Origin of the sequence: Halorubrum sp. Atlit-28R (genome assembly GCF_003665955.1) — an archaeon.
GTDB lineage: Archaea > Halobacteriota > Halobacteria > Halobacteriales > Haloferacaceae > Halorubrum > Halorubrum tropicale.
Genome location: NZ_QPLS01000003.1, coordinates 320,446 through 337,519, shown reverse-complemented (window position 1 = coordinate 337,519; position 17,074 = coordinate 320,446). Strand labels below are relative to the sequence as shown.

Annotated in this window: 16 protein-coding genes and 1 pseudogene; 7 read left to right on the top strand and 10 right to left on the bottom strand. The window is 71.0% G+C overall.

All coding sequences use genetic code 11. The features are described from left to right. The 6 genes and pseudogenes from DVK06_RS07405 to DVK06_RS07375 form a co-directional block, all read left to right on the top strand. Nucleotides 1-116 (top strand): annotated as a pseudogene (locus tag DVK06_RS07405) (IS630 family transposase); the annotation flags it as partial. Nucleotides 117-391: 275 nt separating this feature from the next. Then, complete coding sequence (lipA, locus tag DVK06_RS07395; protein WP_053770835.1) at nt 392-1,330, top strand: lipoyl synthase; 939 nt, start codon at nt 392-394, stop codon at nt 1,328-1,330. A 103-nt stretch (nt 1,331-1,433) separates the two neighbouring features. Further along, a complete protein-coding gene (locus DVK06_RS07390) occupies nt 1,434-2,555 on the top strand; it encodes a branched-chain amino acid ABC transporter permease (RefSeq protein ID WP_121599834.1) in 1,122 nt (373 codons plus the stop codon). Then, nucleotides 2,552-3,901, top strand: coding sequence for a branched-chain amino acid ABC transporter permease (locus tag DVK06_RS07385; protein WP_121599833.1), 1,350 nt, complete (start codon nt 2,552-2,554; stop codon nt 3,899-3,901). The genes DVK06_RS07390 and DVK06_RS07385 overlap by 4 nt, the downstream gene beginning before the upstream one ends. After that, the gene (locus DVK06_RS07380) at nt 3,894-4,805 is read left to right on the top strand and encodes an ABC transporter ATP-binding protein (RefSeq protein WP_121599832.1); all 912 of its coding nucleotides are present in this window, start codon (nt 3,894-3,896) and stop codon (nt 4,803-4,805) included. Before DVK06_RS07385 ends, DVK06_RS07380 begins: the two co-directional genes overlap by 8 nt. Beyond that, complete coding sequence (locus DVK06_RS07375; protein WP_233561632.1) at nt 4,802-5,623, top strand: ABC transporter ATP-binding protein; 822 nt, start codon at nt 4,802-4,804, stop codon at nt 5,621-5,623. Before DVK06_RS07380 ends, DVK06_RS07375 begins: the two co-directional genes overlap by 4 nt. A gap of 236 nt (nt 5,624-5,859) precedes the next feature. On the opposite strand, the gene DVK06_RS07370 is transcribed toward DVK06_RS07375, so the two are convergent. The 4 genes from DVK06_RS07370 to DVK06_RS07355 form a co-directional block, all read right to left on the bottom strand. Beyond that, a complete protein-coding gene (locus DVK06_RS07370; protein ID WP_121599831.1) occupies nt 5,860-7,269 on the bottom strand; it encodes an ABC transporter substrate-binding protein in 1,410 nt (469 codons plus the stop codon). A gap of 210 nt (nt 7,270-7,479) precedes the next feature. Further along, complete coding sequence (ggt, locus tag DVK06_RS07365; protein WP_121599830.1) at nt 7,480-9,138, bottom strand: gamma-glutamyltransferase; 1,659 nt, start codon at nt 9,136-9,138, stop codon at nt 7,480-7,482. A 112-nt stretch (nt 9,139-9,250) separates the two neighbouring features. Further along, on the bottom strand, nt 9,251-9,454 hold the full coding sequence (locus DVK06_RS07360) for a hypothetical protein (RefSeq protein WP_053770841.1): 204 nt from the start codon (nt 9,452-9,454) through the stop codon (nt 9,251-9,253). Nucleotides 9,455-10,211: 757 nt separating this feature from the next. Continuing rightward, entirely contained in the window at nt 10,212-10,868 is a 657-nt protein-coding gene (locus DVK06_RS07355; protein ID WP_121599829.1) for an HVO_0476 family zinc finger protein, read from the bottom strand. Nucleotides 10,869-11,033: 165 nt separating this feature from the next. Here DVK06_RS07355 and prs point away from each other — a divergent pair, with 165 nt between their 5' ends. Further along, entirely contained in the window at nt 11,034-11,894 is an 861-nt protein-coding gene (gene prs, locus DVK06_RS07350; RefSeq protein WP_121599828.1) for a ribose-phosphate diphosphokinase, read from the top strand. Nucleotides 11,895-11,898: 4 nt separating this feature from the next. Here the strand turns inward: prs and DVK06_RS07345 are convergent, their stop codons facing one another. The 6 genes from DVK06_RS07345 to DVK06_RS07320 all read right to left on the bottom strand — a co-directional run bounded on the left by DVK06_RS07345 (nt 11,899) and on the right by DVK06_RS07320 (nt 17,014). Then, nucleotides 11,899-12,462, bottom strand: a complete 564-nt coding sequence (locus DVK06_RS07345; RefSeq protein ID WP_121599827.1) for a maltose acetyltransferase domain-containing protein — start codon at nt 12,460-12,462, stop codon at nt 11,899-11,901. 107 nt (nt 12,463-12,569) lie between these two features. Continuing rightward, a complete protein-coding gene (locus DVK06_RS07340; RefSeq protein WP_121599826.1) occupies nt 12,570-13,697 on the bottom strand; it encodes an ATP-NAD kinase family protein in 1,128 nt (375 codons plus the stop codon). 530 nt (nt 13,698-14,227) lie between these two features. After that, nucleotides 14,228-14,926, bottom strand: a complete 699-nt coding sequence (locus DVK06_RS07335; RefSeq protein WP_053770846.1) for a molybdopterin-binding protein — start codon at nt 14,924-14,926, stop codon at nt 14,228-14,230. Nucleotides 14,927-15,001: 75 nt separating this feature from the next. Next, nucleotides 15,002-15,781 carry a DUF5803 family protein gene (locus tag DVK06_RS07330; protein WP_121599825.1) on the bottom strand — a complete coding sequence of 260 codons (780 nt, stop codon included), beginning with the start codon at nt 15,779-15,781 and terminating at the stop codon, nt 15,002-15,004. Between the two features lie 13 nt (nt 15,782-15,794). Next, nucleotides 15,795-16,490: a DUF2110 family protein gene (locus DVK06_RS07325; protein ID WP_121599824.1), complete on the bottom strand. Its 696-nt coding sequence runs from the start codon at nt 16,488-16,490 to the stop codon at nt 15,795-15,797. After that, the gene (locus DVK06_RS07320) at nt 16,490-17,014 is read right to left on the bottom strand and encodes a transcription factor (RefSeq protein WP_053770849.1); all 525 of its coding nucleotides are present in this window, start codon (nt 17,012-17,014) and stop codon (nt 16,490-16,492) included. The genes DVK06_RS07325 and DVK06_RS07320 overlap by 1 nt, the downstream gene beginning before the upstream one ends. Nucleotides 17,015-17,074: the final 60 nt, after the last annotated feature.

Sequence of the window (17,074 nt, the reverse complement as noted above, 5' to 3'; positions counted from 1 at the left end):
GACAGCTCCAAGCAGCTCTCAGCAACCGCTTTTTCGACTCACTCGACGAACTTACAACAGCGATCGACAGTGCTCTTGATCAACTCTCGATTCCAAAAGTGAGTAATTATTTCTAGCAACTACTATAATAGAGAGATAAGAAGCACGCAAAGTGGGCGTTTGCGGCAAAGGTAGCCGCTTTCAGGGCCGAAGGCCTCCTCGGTAAAGCAAGTCCTTGGTAAGGACGAGACCCCGAGTTCAAATCTCGGCCTAGGCTCTTCTTCCCGTCGGCCGCGTTCTCCCGGTAGTGGCCGCACCGCACTGCCGCCGGTGACCCGCCGCGACTTCCGAAACCCGGTATGCGACCCCCGCCGACCCGCACCCTTTTGCGCTCGGACGCCAAGGGTCGACCATGCAACGCGGCCGCCGAAAGCCGGACTGGCTGAAGTCGCGCCCGCCGTCCGGGAGTCGGTTCACCGAGATCAAGTCCACCCTCCGCGACCACGACCTCCACACGGTCTGCGAGGAGGCGAACTGCCCGAACATGGGCGAGTGCTGGTCGGGGCAGGACGGCCCCGGCACGGCGACGTTCATGCTGCTCGGCGACCGCTGCTCGCGCGGGTGTAACTTCTGTGACGTCGAGACGGGCGGGATGGAGCCGCTCGACCCCGACGAGCCCGCGAACGTCGCGGACGCGGTCGCCGAGATCGGGCTCGACTACGTCGTCTTGACCTCCGTCGACCGTGACGACCTCGCGGACGGCGGGTCGGCGCAGTTCGCCGAGACGATCCGGGCGATTAAGCGTCGCGACCCGGAGGTGCTGGTCGAGACACTCATCCCGGACTTCCAGGGCGACCCGGAGGCGATCCGGCGGATCATCGACGCGGAGCCGGACGTGATCGCGCACAACGTCGAGACGGTCGAGCGGCTCCAGTGGCCGGTCCGGGACCGGCGCGCGAACTACGAGCAGTCCCTCTCGGTCCTCGATCAGGTCGACCGCGAGTCCGACATCCACACGAAGACGAGCCTCATGCTCGGCGTCGGCGAGTACGACCACGAGGTGTACCGGACGCTCGGTGACCTCCGCGAGGTCGGCGTCGACGTGGTCACCTTCGGCCAGTACCTCCAGCCCTCGCGCTCGCACCTCGACGTGTTCGAGTACGTTCACCCGGACGTCTTCGAGACGTGGCGCCGGGTCGCCGAGGAGGAGTTCGACTTCCTCTACTGCGCGTCGGGCGCCATGGTCCGGTCGTCGTACAAGGCGGGCGAACTGTTCGTCGAGGCGCTGCTGCGCGAGGGGCGGTCGCCGGAGGCCGCGCGGCGCCACGCGCGGGCGGCGGGCGGCGACTGACGCTCCGGCCCCGTCAGAGCTGTCAGGCGGTTTCGAGGATTCTTGTCCGAACAGCGAGTTATTTACCGCTCGGTATCTCACCCTGTGACAGTGAGACGTACACATGGGAACAACTGACTCGTCGATCGTCGACTCGGCGCGGGCCCGGCCGGGGCTTCTCCTCGTCACCCTCCTCGGCGGCCTGCTCCTCGTCGACCTCGCGGCGAAGCTCGCGGGAGTCGGCCTCGGCCCGGTCGGTGGGTCGATCTCGGTCGACCGGCTCGGCTCGAACCTCTGGAACGGCGTCGTCATCGGCCTCGTGATCGGGCTCGCGGGAATCGGGCTCTCGATGACGTACAGCATCCTCTCGTTCGCGAACTTCTCGCACGGGGACCTCGTCAGCGTCGGCGCGTTCTCCGGGTGGGGCGTGGCGTTCCTGATCGCGGGGTTCGGCGACGTGCCGGTCCGCGCGCTCCTGACCGTCCGCGACGCGGGGAACGCCTCGCCGGGCGACATCGGCGCGCACATCCTCACGACGCCCGCCGCCATCCTCGTCGGGCTGATGGCGGCGTTCGTCGTCACCGCGCTGCTCGCGGTGGCGCTCGACCGGGGGTTCTACAAGCCGATGCGCGACCGCGACGGGATCGCGCTGCTCATCGCCTCCATCGGCGCGGCGCTCATCGTCCGGTACCTGCTCCAGTTCGGCTACGGCTCCGACCGGCGCGGCGTCACCGCCAGCGTCGAGCAGTCGAACCTCGCGTTCGATCCGCTCGGACTGTCGGTGAACGCGCACGAGCTCACCATCCTCGTCGCCGCGGTGGGGCTGATGCTCGCGATGCACGCCATGCTCCAGCACACGAAGCTCGGGACCGCGATGCGGGCGATGGCCGACAACAAGGACCTCGCGCTCATCACCGGCATCCCGGCCGAACGCGTCGTCACCGCGACGTGGGTCATCGGCGGCGGGCTCGCGGGCGCGTCCGGCTACCTCTACGTCCTGCTCCGCGGGACGATCCAGTTCGACTTCGGCTGGCTCCTGCTCCTGTTGATCTTCGCGGCCGTGATCTTAGGCGGGATCGGCTCCGTCTACGGCGCCATCGCCGGCGGCCTCGTCATCGGGGTCGTGTTCACCACGTCGACGATCTGGATCCCGTCCGACTTCAACCAGGCCGCGGCCTTCGGCGTGATGATCCTCATGCTGCTGTTGCGCCCCGAGGGGCTCTTCGGCGGGGTGACGACAACATGAGCGACGCCGACGCCCCCGGCGACTCCGGGTCCGTATCCTCCGGGAGCGCGCCCGAGGCTCCCGAGAGCGCGACGGCGGCGCTGGTCGAGGCCGCCCGAGAGAGCGACCTCGGCCTCGTCGTCGGGACGCTGCTCGCGATCTACGCGGCCGCGACGCTGCTGACGTTCACCGACGGGCTCAACAGCGTCGTCGGGCTCATGGAGACGCTGACGTTCCTCGGTCTCGTCTACGCGCTCACCGCGCTCGCCCTGAACCTCCAGTGGGGGTACACCGGCCTCTTCAACATCGGCGTCGCCGGCTTCATGGCCGTCGGCGTCTACACGATGGGGATGGTCGTCCGCTCGCCGGACCCCGCGTTCGGCCCGCCCGGACTCGGCCTGCCGCTCCCGGTGGGGATCGCCGCGGGCGTCGCGATGGCGGCCGTGCTCGGCGCCGTCGCCGCCCTGCCCGCGCTGCGGCTCAAGGCCGACTACCTCGCCATCGTCACGCTCGGGCTCTCGGAGATCGTCCGCCTGTCGCTCCAGTCGAGCGCCTTCGACAACTTCCTGCGCGACACGGTCGGCGCCGGAACGGGCGGCGGTCGCGGGATGGGCATGCCGGACAACCCGGTCCGAGAGCTGTTCCTCGTCGACGGGCAGGCGGGGACGCCGACCGCGTTCGGCGAGTTCGTCTTCGGCGTCTTCGGCGCAGACGGCCTCGGGATCTCCAACCCGATCCTCATCGGGTGGGGGTACATCGCCGTCCTCGCCGCCTTCCTGATCGGGTTCTACCTCCTGGTGGAACGCCTCGGCCGCTCGCCGTTCGGCCGGACGATGAAGGCGATCCGGGAGGACGAACTCGTCGCCGACTCGCTCGGCAAGGACGTGAACCTCGTGAAGATCAAGGTGTTCGTCATCGGCTGCGCGCTGATGGGGCTCGCGGGCATCCTCTGGTTCGGCAGCCAGGGCAACGTCTCGCCGACCCCGCAGTTCCGCCCCCTGCTCACGTTCTACGTGTTCATCGCGGTGATCATCGGCGGGTCGGGGTCGAACACCGGCTCGGTCCTCGGCGGCATCGTCTTCGCCGCGGTCCTGTTCGAGGGGCCGCGCCGCGTCGGCGGGGTCGTCCGCGGGCTCATCGACGCGGAGACGCCGCCGTCGTTCGCCGACGCGCTCGTCTCGCTCGACCCGGTGACGTTCCTCGCGTACGCGACCGACAACATCGCACCGCTCCAGTTCGTCTTCCTCGGGCTGGTCTTGGTGTTCATCATCCACCGGCGCCCGGAGGGGATCCTCGGCGACCGGATCGAGACGGCTGCGGCCGTCGACCTCTCGGAGCGGCCCGGCGGGGGTGAGACCGATGAGTAGCGACGCGCCCGACGCGGCCGACGTCGCAGACGCGACCGGGGTCGCCGACGCGGTCGACGCGGCGGACGCCTCAGAGGACGAGCCCGAGGCGAACGACAGCGCGGTCGAGGAGGCCGCGAAGCACGTCCCGTCCGGGGCGCCCCCGCTCCGCGTGGAGGGGCTCGTCAAGCGGTTCGGCGGCGTCACCGCCGTCGACGGCGCCTCCTTCGAGGTCGAGGCCGGGTCGCTGACCGGCCTCATCGGACCGAACGGCGCCGGCAAGTCGACCACGTTCAACTGCATCACCGGCGTCCACGAGCCGACCGCGGGATCGGTGACCTTCGAGGGCGAGGACATCACCGGGCTCAGGCCACACGAGATCGCGCGGAAGGGCCTGGTTCGGACCTTCCAGATCGCCCGGGAGCTCTCCGAGATGACCGTCTTGGAGAACCTCATGCTCGCGCCGCAGGGCCAGGTCGGCGAGTCCGCGATCCGGGCCGTGACGCCCGGGCTCCGCGGCGCGGTGATCGGTGAGGAGATCGACATCCGCGAGCGGGCCTGGGAGACGCTGGAGTTCTTCGAGATCGACCACCTCGCGCACGAGCACGCGGGGAACCTCTCCGGCGGCCAGCGGAAGCTGCTGGAGATGGCCCGCGCGCTGATGACCGACCCCGAGATGGTGCTGCTCGACGAGCCGCTCGCCGGGGTCAACCCGACCCTCCAAGAGAAGCTCTTGGACCGGGTCCACGACCTGCGCGCGGACGGCTACACCTTCCTGCTCGTCGAACACGACATGGACGTCATCATGAACAACTGCGAACGCGTCATCGTCATGCATCAGGGCAGCGTGCTCGCCGAGGGGACCGGCGACGAGATACGGAACGACGAGCGGGTCATCGAGGCGTACCTGGGGGAGGACCTATGACCGCCGACGGCGCGGCGGGCGAGGCGGCGGCCGACGCCGCCGACGCGGTCGACGTCGACGCCGAGGCGGTCGCGGCCGGCGCCGACGCCGGAGCGACACACGCGATCGACGGCGACGCGATCCTCCGGATCCGGGACCTCGACGCGGGCTACGGCGACCTCCAGATCCTCTCGGACGTGGTCTTAGACGTCGCCGACGAGGAGTACGTCACCATCGTCGGCCCCAACGGGGCCGGCAAGTCGACGGTGATGAAGACCGTCTTCGGGCTCACGACGCACATGGGCGGCACCGTCGAGTTCGAGGGGTCGCAGATTCAGGGGCTCGCGCCCGAGCAGATCATCCGCGAGGGGATCGGCTTCGTCCCGCAGACGGACAACGTGTTCCCCGGGCTCAGCGTCCGGGAGAACCTCGAGATGGGGGCGTACATCCTCGACGAGGTGCCCGAAGACCAGATCGAGACGATATACGACCGGTTCCCGATCCTCCGGGAGCGCAGCGAGCAGAAGGCGGGGACGCTCTCCGGCGGCCAGCGGCAGATGGTCGCGATGGGCCGGGCGCTCATGCTCGACCCGGACCTGCTGCTGCTCGACGAGCCCTCTGCGGGGCTCGCCCCCGACCTCGTCGCCGACATGTTCGACCGGATCGACCGGATCAACGAGAGCGGGACGGCCGTGCTGATGGTCGAGCAGAACGCGAAGGAGGCGCTGCGCCGCTGCGACCGCGGCTACGTGCTGGTGAACGGCGCGAACCGCTACACCGACCGCGGCGACGTCCTGCTCGCCGACGAGGACGTGCGGCGCGACTTCCTCGGCGGGTGAACCGCGGTCGTCCGCCGCTCGCGCGGCTCTGAACGGTGTCGACGACGCCGCTCGGGGAAGGATTATAAGATGCGCCGTCGCAGTGAGGCCCCGCCCTCTGTTGCGCGCGGCCCTCGCCGGCGACCAATTCGGACGCCGGCGCCGCCGTAGACCCCCTGCGAGAAGCGTCCGCTCGCGCGGGCGAGCGCCGCGGCTCGCGCGGGACGGAAAAAATCGGAGAAGAGCCGGCCGACTCCCTACTGGTTCAGCACGCTCGACCACTGGCTGGTGTACGTCGCCTGGTTCGGCTCGAAGGAGACGCGCTGGGTGATCGTCCCGTCGCGCTCCTGGAAGGCGCTCACGTACGCCTCCTCCAGCGACTGCCCGTAGGCGTCGTTGAGGTACAGCGTTCCGGACGACTCGGCGCCGACGGTGTCGCCGACTGCGAGGTCGGCCATCGCCGGCCCCTGGAGCAGGTCCGAGGGCGCGGTCCGGAAGATGTAGCCGTTGTCCTCTAAGTCCGTCACGTTCGGGTCGGTCGAGGACGGCGAGATCCCCACGACGCCGTTCGGGATGAACACCTGATCCGAGACCTGGAGGTTGACGTTCGACGACGCCGGGCCGACGACCGCGCCGAAGCCGGCGTTGACGAGGGCGTTCGCGCCGGAGATCCCCGCCTGCGGGTCGGTCTGCGTGTCCTCGACTCTCGTCTCGACGTCGACGTTGATGCCGGCGTCGTTGACCTGGGTGGCCGCGAGCAGCGCGCCGTCGCGGATCGGGACGCCGAGCGGCCCGAGGTCCCCCGTCTCCGGCATCAACACGCCGATTCGGGCGGTGAACGAGTCGACGCCCACGGGGTCGGCCGCGGTCGCGTTCCGGTCCTCCTCGCTGAGTTCGTTCCCGAACTCGACGGTGTCGAGCGTGACGAGGCTGCCGTCTTGGAAGTCGATGATGTCGTAGGCGGCGGTCGCGATGTCGCCGTTGGCGTCGAAGTTGACGCTCGACGACGCCCCCACGTAGTGGACGGGGTCGCCGCCGGCGACCGTCTCGACGGCCTCGGGCAGGTCAGCGGGGCCGAACTCCTCGCCGCCGGGGTTGGCGACGGTCCGGACGCGGTCGCGGATCGCCTGGCCGCTGTTCTCGCCCGCGGCGGTCGCCGCGAGGATCTCGACCGCCATCGCGTCGTACGCCTGCGCGGTGAACACGCCCGGTTCCTCGCCGTACGCCTCCTGATACGACTCGGTGAAGAACTCCGCGCCGGGGCCGCCCGCGGAGGGCGCGGTGCCGATGACGTTGTTCATGTCGTTGTCGACCTCGCTCGGCAGGTCGCTGTCGATCAGCCCGTCGGGGACGATGATGTCGAGGTCGGGCGCGCTGTCGGCGAACTCCGAGTAGAAGTCGCGGAACAGCTGGATCCCGGACTGCGGGAAGCCGACGACCATCACGGCGTCGGGGACGTTGTTCTGGTCCCCGCCGTCGCCGCCGTCGGACCCGTCGCTTCCGTCGCTTCCGTCGCCGCCGTCCATCCCGTCGCCGCCGTCGGACCCGTCGGATCCGTCCCCGCCGTCGCCGCCGTCACCGCTCTCCGTTGAGCAGCCGGCGAGCCCCGCAATACCGACCGCGCCGGCGCCCTTGAGTACGTCGCGTCGCTGGATTCTTCGCTTCATTCTGTGACCGTATACCATACGAGCCGTTATAAGTGTATCCACGGTCACAAATACCACAGCACCGGGATTCGGACGCGTCAGGCCGGTCTCGTCGCGTCCGCGCGCGCTCTACCGACAGACTCGCCGATCGGCGGCCGGCCGCGAACGGCGCGTCGTACCCACTCGCTGATAGGAGACTGGTCGTCGCCGCCGGAGGCGGTCGCGCCCGCCTCAGTACCCCTGCGCGTTCCCGTCCTTCCGGGGCTCCGTGGCGGCCGAGAGGACCCCGTCCCGGCTCCGCGCGATCTGGGCGCCGCCGAACATGACGGGCGAGAGCGTCCGCACGTGGTGGTCCCTGCGGACCAGCTTCGCCGCGGCGTCGTCGTCGAAGTGCGGCTCCAGCGCCAGTTCGCCGCTCTCGCGGTAGCGCCACCGCGGCTCGTCGAGCGCGCGCTGGAGCGGCATCCCGTAGTCGACGAGGTTGGAGACCACCTGGACGTGGCCCTGCGGCTGCATGTACCCGCCCATCACGCCGAACGCCGCCCAGTCGTCCTCGTCGAACCGGACGACGCCCGGGATGAGCGTGTGGAAGGGGCGCTTGCCGGGTTCGAGGCTGTTCGGGTGGTCCGGGTCGAGCGAGAAGGACGCGCCGCGGTTCTGTAAGGCGATGCCGGTGTCGCCGGCGACGAGCCCGGAGCCGAAGCCGGCGAACCGGGAGTTGATGTACGAGACGACGTTGCCCGCCTCGTCCGCGACGGTGAGGAGGACGGTGTCGGCGTCCTCGGCGTTCGCGTTCGGCACGCCGAAGGAGACGTCGTGCGAGGCCGTCTCGCCGACGCCGGCGGCGCGCTCGCTCGCCCACTCGCTCGACGCGAGCGGCGGGATCTCCTCGTACTCGGGGTCGGTGATGTAGCGGTGGCCGTCGTGGAACGCCCGCTTCATGGCCTCGGCGAAGTAGTGGACGCGCTCGGGCGAGTCGTAGTCGTACTCGCCGGCGCCGAGCTCGCTCGCGACGTTGAGCGCCTCCAGGGCGATCAGTCCCTGGTTGTTCGGCGGGAGCTCGTACACCTCCGCGCCGTTGTAGGTCGTCGACACCGGCTCGGGCCACTCGACCTCGAAGTCGGCGAGGTCGTCGACGGTCATGAACCCCCCCCGCGACTGGACCTCGTCGGCGATCGCTTCGGCGATCTCGCCCTCGTAGACGACGTCGGCGCCCTCCTCGGCGATCCGCCGCATCGACTCGCCGAGCCGCGGGAGCGTCACCGTCTGCCCGACGCCCGGCGGCTCGCCCTCGAAGAGGAACGCCTCGCGGGCGTGGTCGTCGGTGAAGAGCGCGTCGGCGCTCGCCCAGTGGGAGGCGATGACCTCCGACACCGGGTACCCCTCGGTCGCGTAGCGGACGGCGGGCGCGAGCGCGTCCGCGAGGGTGAGCCGGCCCAGCTCCTCGACGGTGGCCTCCCAGCCGCGGGCCGTCCCGGGCACCGTGACCGCGTGCGGGCCGTAGAACGGCATCCCGGCCTCGCCGGCGTCGTCGACCGCGTAGCCGCCGTCGTCGGGGTAGTACGAGTCGGCGTCGTCGTCCTCTGCGAGCGCCGCCTCGACGTTCTCTATCGTCGCGTCCGCTGGGGCGCCGCCGCACGAGCGCATCGCGCCGACCTCGCCGTCCGCGGTCCGGTACAGCGCGAACACGTCGCCGCCGAGCCCGGTCGAGGTGGGCTCGACGACGTTCAGCGCAGCCGCGGTCGCGACCGCCGCGTCGAACGCGTTCCCGCCCTCGCGGAGGACTTCGATCCCCGCCTCGCTGGCGAGCGGCTGACTGGTCGCCACCACGCCGCGCTGGCCGTACACGGTCGATCGGCGCGACGTGAACCGGTCTAAGTCTGGCTCCATACGACCTCGTCCGGCGCGCGGGAGAATAAAGCACCGACCGGATCTATCCGGTGTCTACGGCCCAGATCGGGCGGCTCAGAGGCGTCTCGCCGCGACCGGTCGCGCCGGCGCGTCACTCGTCGAACTCGGCGTAGTGTCGGACCAGCCCGCACTCGGGACACATCACCGTCGTCAGCTCCTTGCGTTCGTTCATGCCGAGCTTCCCGAGCAGCCCGGACCGCTTCTCGCCGGTCTTGACGTGCGCGTTCCAGGCGTCGCCCATGCTGAACTCGACCTCTTCCATCGTCACGGCGCAATCGGGACAGCGGTGGTCCATGAACTCGGAATCACGCGGCGGCCTGAAAACGATTGCCTCGACCGTTCTTCAGCGAGCGGGAGCCGTCAAACCGCCCGGCGCGACAGTCCAGAGCGGACGACGTCTCCGCGCGTGGGCCGGAGCGGTCGATGTCACCTCGAGACGCGGCGGGACTGCGGGGTCGCTCGGACGACGCCGTCCTCTCAGCGGGCGACAGACGCGATTCGCAGGCGTCGCTGGCCGTCTCGGCACGCTGTGATCGAAAGTCGGCCTCGGTACTCATAGGGCTCGTCGTCGCCGGGTGCCGAGTCCGGCTCGGAGCGGTGGTTCGTCATCGGCCGCTCGCCGGTAGTCGCGCCGTCGAATAAAAGGATCCGGCCGCGCCGTCAGTGCGACGAGCCGGCGTACTCGTTCCAGCGGTCGGTGCCGTTCGCGATCCGCCGGGTGTCGGACGGGTCGAACGTCGCCGCCGCGTTCGCGACCGCCTCGGCGGCGGTCGGGAGATCCTCGGTGTCGGTGGTCGCGCCGCCTTCGGTCGGACTGGTCGATGGACCCGATCGGTCGGTCGCCGGTTCGGTCTGCGTCGCCTCGCGCGTGCTCGGACCGCCGGGACCGGTCGTCGTCCCCGCCGTCGAGCGTGCGTCAGTCGTGTACTACGGGTGGCACGGATCCGACAAGGGGCGTATCCTTCATAATTGTTTATGTTAGTGTGAGGATCGCCGGGCGGGGCGGACGGGGCGGGCGGACCGCGCCGAGCGCGTCGCGCCACCGGGCCGCCCTACCAGGCCGACCACGCGGTGAGCGTCTCGTCGCGGGCGTACACCCGCTTGAGGTCCTTCGCGTAGGCGAGGTCGCCGGCGTGGTCGAGCTTCTCGTGGCGGTACTCGGGGGCGTCCTCGCGGATCTGGAGCCCCTCGACGGTGAACTCGTAGTCGCCGAACTCCGTCGTCTCGCCGACGGTGAACTCGTAGTCGCCGGGGACGTTCACCCGGAGCGAGCGCGTCTGGTCCGCGTCGCCGTCCTTCGGGTGGAGCGTGACCGGGACCGCGACGTTGTCGACCGCGCGGGTCCACAACGTCTCGACGTCGGTGATGTCGGCCTCCTCGACGCGGTTCTCGGGGCCGAGTTCGATCCCCGTTATCCGCACCTGCATCAGCGCGTCGTCGGTGTCGACGACGAACTCCTCGCCGGTGGCCACGTCGCCCTCGGCGGGCACGTCCATCGCCGTCGTGAACGAGTCGCCGTCCTGCGAGACGACGATGGTCACGGAGACGGTCTCCTCCTCCGGAATCTCGGCTTTGTGGGTATGGTCGCACTCGGTACAGCGGACGGTGGCCTGCCCGCCCGGGCTCAGGACCTCGTGGACGGTCGGCTCGGCGGGCGAACACGACGGGCAGGGGAGCCCGACGCGCGCGCCGGCTTCGGTGTCGCTCATTGGGCGCTCGTACCCGCCGCGCCCGTAAATATCCGCCCCTGTGGGGGCGGTGTGGGTCGCGCTCGCGTGGCGCGCGGCGGCGCCGTTGCGGTTCCGCGGCCGCGGGCCCCGCAGCCGCCGCGCGGTAAGGAAACTGGTTTACCGGTGTCCGGAAAACGGTCGCCCATGATCGTACCCGGGTCCAGCTCGCAGCAGCTCGCGGCCGCGCTCGCGGCGGAGACGGACCGGGCGCTCGCGACCCCGACATACGACCGGTTCCCGGACGGAGAGGGGCTCGCCGCGGTGCCCGACTTCGACGCCGACGAGGCCGTGATCGTCGCCGCGACCGACTCAGACGAGGCGTGGGTCGAACTGCTCCAGCTCCAGGACGCCGTCCGCGAGGCCGGCGCGACGGACGTGACCACCGTCGTCCCCTACATGGGCTACGCCCGACAGGACGCCTCGTTCGGCGACGGGGAGCCGGTCTCGGCCCGCGCGATGGCCCGCGCGATCTCTACCGGGACCGACCGCGTCGTCCTCGTCAACCCCCACGAGGCGACCGTCGCCGACTTCTTCGAGGTCCCGGTCGAGGCGGTCGACGCCGCGGGCGTCCTCGCGGCGCCGCTCCCGGCCGACCTCGGCGACCCCCTGTTCCTCGCGCCCGACGAGGGAGCGATCGACGTGGCCGCCACCGTCCGCGACGCCTACGGCGCCGGCGAGACGGACTACTTCGAGAAGCGCCGCGACCGCGAGACGGGCGCCGTCGCGGTGTCGCCCTCCGACGCGCCGGTCGCCGACCGGGACGTGGTCGTCGTCGACGACATCATCGCCACTGGCTCCACGATGAGCGAGTCGGTCGCCGTCCTCACCGACCGCGGCGCCGCGCGCGTGCTGACGGCCTGCGTCCACCCGGTCCTCGCGGCCAACGCGGTGACGAAGCTCCGCGCCGCCGGCGTCGACCGGATCGTCGGCAGCGACACCGTCGAGCGGGGCTGTAGCGTCGTCAGCGCCGCGCCCGCCGTGGCCGACGCGCTCGACTCCCTGTAACGGATCACCCGCCGCCGATCTCGCGGATCTCCTCGGCCGGATTCCCGCCCACCACCGTCCGTGCCGGCACGTCGTCGACCACGACGGCGCCCGCGGCGACGACCGCGCCGTCGCCGACCTCGACCCCCGGCGTGATCACCGCTCGCCCGCCGATCCAGACGTCGTCGCCGACCGCGACGGGGTCGCCGAACTCCAGCCCGGCCGCCCGCTCGTCGGGGTCGATCGGGTGGGTCGCGGTGTACGCGTGGACGCCCGGACCGAGCAGGCAGTTCTCGCCGAACGCGACCGGCGCCACGTCGAGGAAGACGCAGCCGTAGTTCGCGAAGAAGCCGTCGCCGACGCCGACGTTGTACCCGTAGTCGCAGCGGAACGGCGGGACGACGGTCGCGTCGCCGCGCACCTCGCCGAACAGCTCCCCGAGCAGCCGCTCGCGGCGGTCGGTCTCCGTCGGGGCCGTGGCGTTGTACCGGCGGCAGCGCTCCTGCGCCCGCCGCCGGTCGGCGACCAGTTCGGGGGCCGACGGGTCGTAGGCCTCGCCGGCGAGCATCCGCTCCTTCTCGCGTCCCATACGCCTCCCGGCGCGGCGAGCGACAAAAGGACTGTCAGTCGCCGCGCCCGGGAGCGGCGCGAGGGATGAGCGGTGGCCGAGCGGCGGCCGGGCGGCGGCCCCCCGCCTCAGACGATCTTCATCATCCGCGTCTCGAACTTCCCGACGCGGACGCGGACCCAGCCCGCGAGCCCGTCGTCGAGGTCGGGGTCGTCGGTGTCGACGCGCAGCGCGCGCACGTCGTCTAGCTTCGCCCGCGACGCGACGATTCGGAGGTCGCAACGCCGGATCACGGCCGGCGATATCTGGGGGTTGCCGCGGCCGAAGACGAACCCCTGGCCGCCGATGGGGGAGACGACGATGACGTTCTCCTCGCCGAGCGCGTCGAGGATCTCTGTCTCCGTCGCGTCGCGGGCGATCACCTCGCCGTCGCGCCACACGTCGACGCCGATCGGCGACGGCTCGAACCCCAGTTCGTCCTTGATCGCGCCCACGGTCGACCCCGGCCCGAGGACGAAGGTGACGCCCTCCCCGTCGCGCTCGCGAATGTCCGCCGCGACGCCCTCCGCCAGCGACTCGACGGTCCCGCTCGCGGTCTGTTTCGACGACTGGAGGTCCTCGGCGACGGGGACGTGCGCGACGCCGCGCAGCGTCGGGCTCACCTCCCCCTCCCGGTAGGCGTCCTCGTCGATGTCCATCACCTCGCGGCGCTCCGTCCGCGAGAACGAGGCGGCCACCTCGGCGGCGTCCTCCGGCGAGACCGCGAACACCGACGAGTACACCTTCACGCCGGCGGGGACGCCGAGCATCGGCACGTCGGTCCCCTCCAGCGCGCCCGCGACGTCCGCGGCCGTGCCGTCGCCGCCGACGAACAAGACGAGGTCGACGGGGTCGGCGGGCCCGTCGCCGTCGGCCGCGTCGTCCCCGTCGAGCCCGGCGAACGCCCGCACGACGGCGGCCGTGTGCGCCGCGGTCGTGTCGGTCGGTCCCGGCGCGTCGCCCTCGAAGGGGTCGACGACCCGCGCCGGCTCGAAGCCGGCCGCGCGGACGACGGACTCGCCCATCGGGTCCGCGGCCACCGACACGACGGCGTCGGGCGCGACCGCGGCCAGCCGGTCCAGCGCGCGGCGCGCTCGCTCGGGCGCGCGCCGTTCCGCGCCGCGCTCGACCGCCTCCGCCACCTTCCCGTCGGTGCCCTTCAGCCCGACGCGGCCGCCCATGCCGGCGACAGGATTCACCGCGATCCCCACGTGCATGCCCGACGTTCACCGCGCCGGCCTCTTAAGCGAGCCGCGTCCGGCCGCGGCGCGCGGGCGGCCGCCCCCGGCGACTCACTCGAACGGTTCATAAAGCCCCTCAACACGCGGACACGGGAACCAACAGGCGTCCGCTCATCACAGCAGACGCCGATGGAACGTGCCCGCCATCGGCGACGTCAGCCGCTCGTCTCACCGGGACTGGATCCCTCCCTCGGTAGCTGCCACACGCCCACGCCTTCCGGTCCCGTTTTCGAACCCCTGTGACGCAGTTTCGGGACCGTCCTCGGTCCCGCGCCGACGGACTCCGTCGGAGAATCAATACTTAAGACGCCCCCAGAACAACCGCGAGACATGATCCTCGAAGCCGCCGTGACGGAGCCGTTGCCGATCAGCGCGACCGCGGGCGTGGTCCTGCTCGCGAGCCTCGCGCTCGTCGCCGTGTGGGTCGCGTACCTGTACCGCTAGGCCGCCCCTTCCTCGGCCGCTCTCGTCGCACCGACCGCTCCGGCCGATCGCTTCTCGGCCGCTCAGGCGGACCGCTCCTCGACCGCGTCCGCGTGCTCGCGGATCCACGCCGCCGCTCGCTCGGCCTCCCCCTCGCTCTCGGCGGTGATCTTCACCGTCACGACCTCGCCCGGGTAGGAGCCGACGCGCACGTCGAACCGCTCGCGCAGCGACGCGAACCGGTCGAGCAGCTCGCTCTCCGGCTCGTCGACGTCGACCGTGAGCACGTGGGTGAGCGTCCCCGCGAACTCCGCTTCGACCCGCTCGAACATCGCCTTCATCTCGCCGGGTACCCCGGGGAGGACGTAGACGGACTCGACGACGGCGCCCGGCGCGACCCCCGCCTCGTTCGGCAGCGGGCGGCAGTCCGCCGGGAGGTGCGTCGTCTCCGCCGCGAGGTCGCTGCCGCTGTACCCCCGCTCGGCGAGCCACGCGGCCGCCTCCTCGTTCGCCGCGAGGTCGCGGCCGAACGCGGCCGCGACCGCCTCCATCGTCACGTCGTCGTGCGTCGGCCCGAGGCCGCCGGTGACGATCACCGCGTCGTACTCGGCGTGGTACTCGTTCACGACGCGCGCGATCTCGCTCACCTCGTCCGGCACGACGGTCACCCGTCGGACGGCGACGCCTCGCGCGTCGAGCCGGTCGCAGAGCCAGGTCGCGTTCGTGTTCTCGGTGTCCCCGACGAGGAGCTCGTCCCCGACGGTGACGACGGCGGCGTTCATACCCAGTCCAAGCGGCGCGCGGTAGAAAAGGACCGCGGCGGGGGCGACCGGACGGCGCTCGACGCGACGCGAGCGTCAGAGCCAGCCGTCGTCGTCCTCGTCGTCGTAGACGCCCAGGCCGAGGTCGCGGCGGCGCTGGCGGAGCGCCTCCAGCTGTCGCCTGAAGTAGAGCGTCCCCGCCGCCGCGGCGATCACGCCCACGAGGAGGATGACGCCGAACACCAGCAGGTCCCCCTCGCGGTACGACTGGACGACGATCGAGCCGCGGGACACCTCCTCCCAGACGATCCGGTCGCGGTCGCCGACCGTCTCGACCGCGTGGTCGCGCGGCGACACGTGGCCGACGACCGGGAACTCGGTGGTGAAGCCCGGCGGGAGCGTCACGGCGTACGACCCCTCGACGTACGCGCGCATGGTGAACCGGCGCGGCGACCCGGCGCCCGAGAACGCCACCCGGCCGCCGCTCATGTCGTCCGCGAAGCGGATCCACGTCTCGTCGGTCGTCCGCTCTATCTCGCCGCCGCGGGCGCGGAACTCGCTGCCCGTGATCACCTCGCCGTCGGGGTACCGGTACCGGAACGCCTCGAACTCGAGCGGCTGGTCGCCCGCGTACGGCGTCTGCTCGTACAGCCGGATCTCCTCTCTGTCGCCGACCGCGTACACGACGGTGTAGCGCGCGTCGGTCGAGAGCTCGAACGCGGCGTCGCGGTCCGTGTCGAAGTCGTACTCGCGGGGCGGCTCGGCGTCCAGCGTCTCGTTCGTCACCTCGCCGCCGCCGGTCGCGTAGCCGAGGCAGCCGGCGCTGACCGCGAGGAGGGCGACCGCCGCCGCCGCGAGCGCGAAGCGTCTGTTCACGTGTTACCTCCGGTTAGACCACACAGCGCATCTCGGCCGGGAGGTACGAGCCGATGGCGGCCAGCAGCCCCGGCGGGTCGGTCCCTTCGCCGCAGACGATGCTCTGTTCCAGCAGTCCGAGCCGCTCGACGGTGACGATGTCCTGCGCGTGGCCCGCGCGGTTCACCGTCGCGCGCGTCTCGCCGCGCGTCGCCGAGTTGACGTTCACCCGGCCGTCGCCGCGCCGCCAGTCGTACAGGCGGTCGCGCTCGGCGTCGGCCAGCCGGGACGGCTCCGCGTCCGGGTCGCCGGCGTCGCCCCCGTAGACGAACCGCAGGGGTAGGTGCTGGACGAGGCCGAAGCGCTCGACGACCTGCTCCGGCGAGCCGACGCCGAGGCCGAGCTCGTCGGCGGGCACGAACACGTCGACCCCGGCGTCGAGGGTGACCCCAACGTCGTCCCACGACTCGAGGGTGCCGACGTACTCCTCGCCGGCGTCGAGTCCGCCGTCGTGGGCGACTATCTCGCCCCACGTCTCCGCGAGGACGTTGCGCGCGACCGGCGCGTCCTCGCCGGTCACGTCGACCTGGACGAAGTCGTCGTCGCGCACGCCCACCTGCCAGTCGACGTCGAGCTCGCCGAGGTCGTTCGCCACGAGCGAGTTCATCCCGTCGAGCGCGCGGTCGCGAGCGTCGCCCTCGACGTAGCACTTGGTTGCGAGGACGACCATCAGCCGGTCACGTCCACGTTGAGCTCGTTGCGGAGCTCGTCGATGCGCTGGTCCATCGCGTCGCGGAGCCGGTCGTTGTCCATCGCGTCGAGGGGGGAGCCGCACTCGGGGCACTCGAAGCCGAAGTCCATCGCCTCGCCGAACTCGAAGCGGATCGAACACACCTCACAGAGGTAGAACTCGTGGGTGCGCTCGTACTCCTCGCGCTCCTCTAAGGCCTCGAGCAGCCGGTACATCTCCTCCTGGAGGTTCTCCGGGATGTTGTCGTAGTGGAACGTCCAGAGGTACGTGAGCCACCCGGAGTCCTCGTCGCGGACGCGCCGGTACGTCGCGAGGTCGTTCTCGTACAGGATGAACAGCGCGCGCCGCACGTCGTTGAGCTCCAAGCCGAGCTCCTCGGCCAGCTCCTCGTCGGTGACCTCGCCGTCGGGCGGCGCGGCCGCGACCGGCATCCCCGTCGGCCCCACCAGCTCGTGGAGGTACTTCTGGATGACGGGGTCGTTCAGTAGATCCTCAAAAGCCATTACGGGAAACTGGTGGTGGAATCCGGTTAAAACCTCCGAAAGGCGCGGTCGCGACGCTCC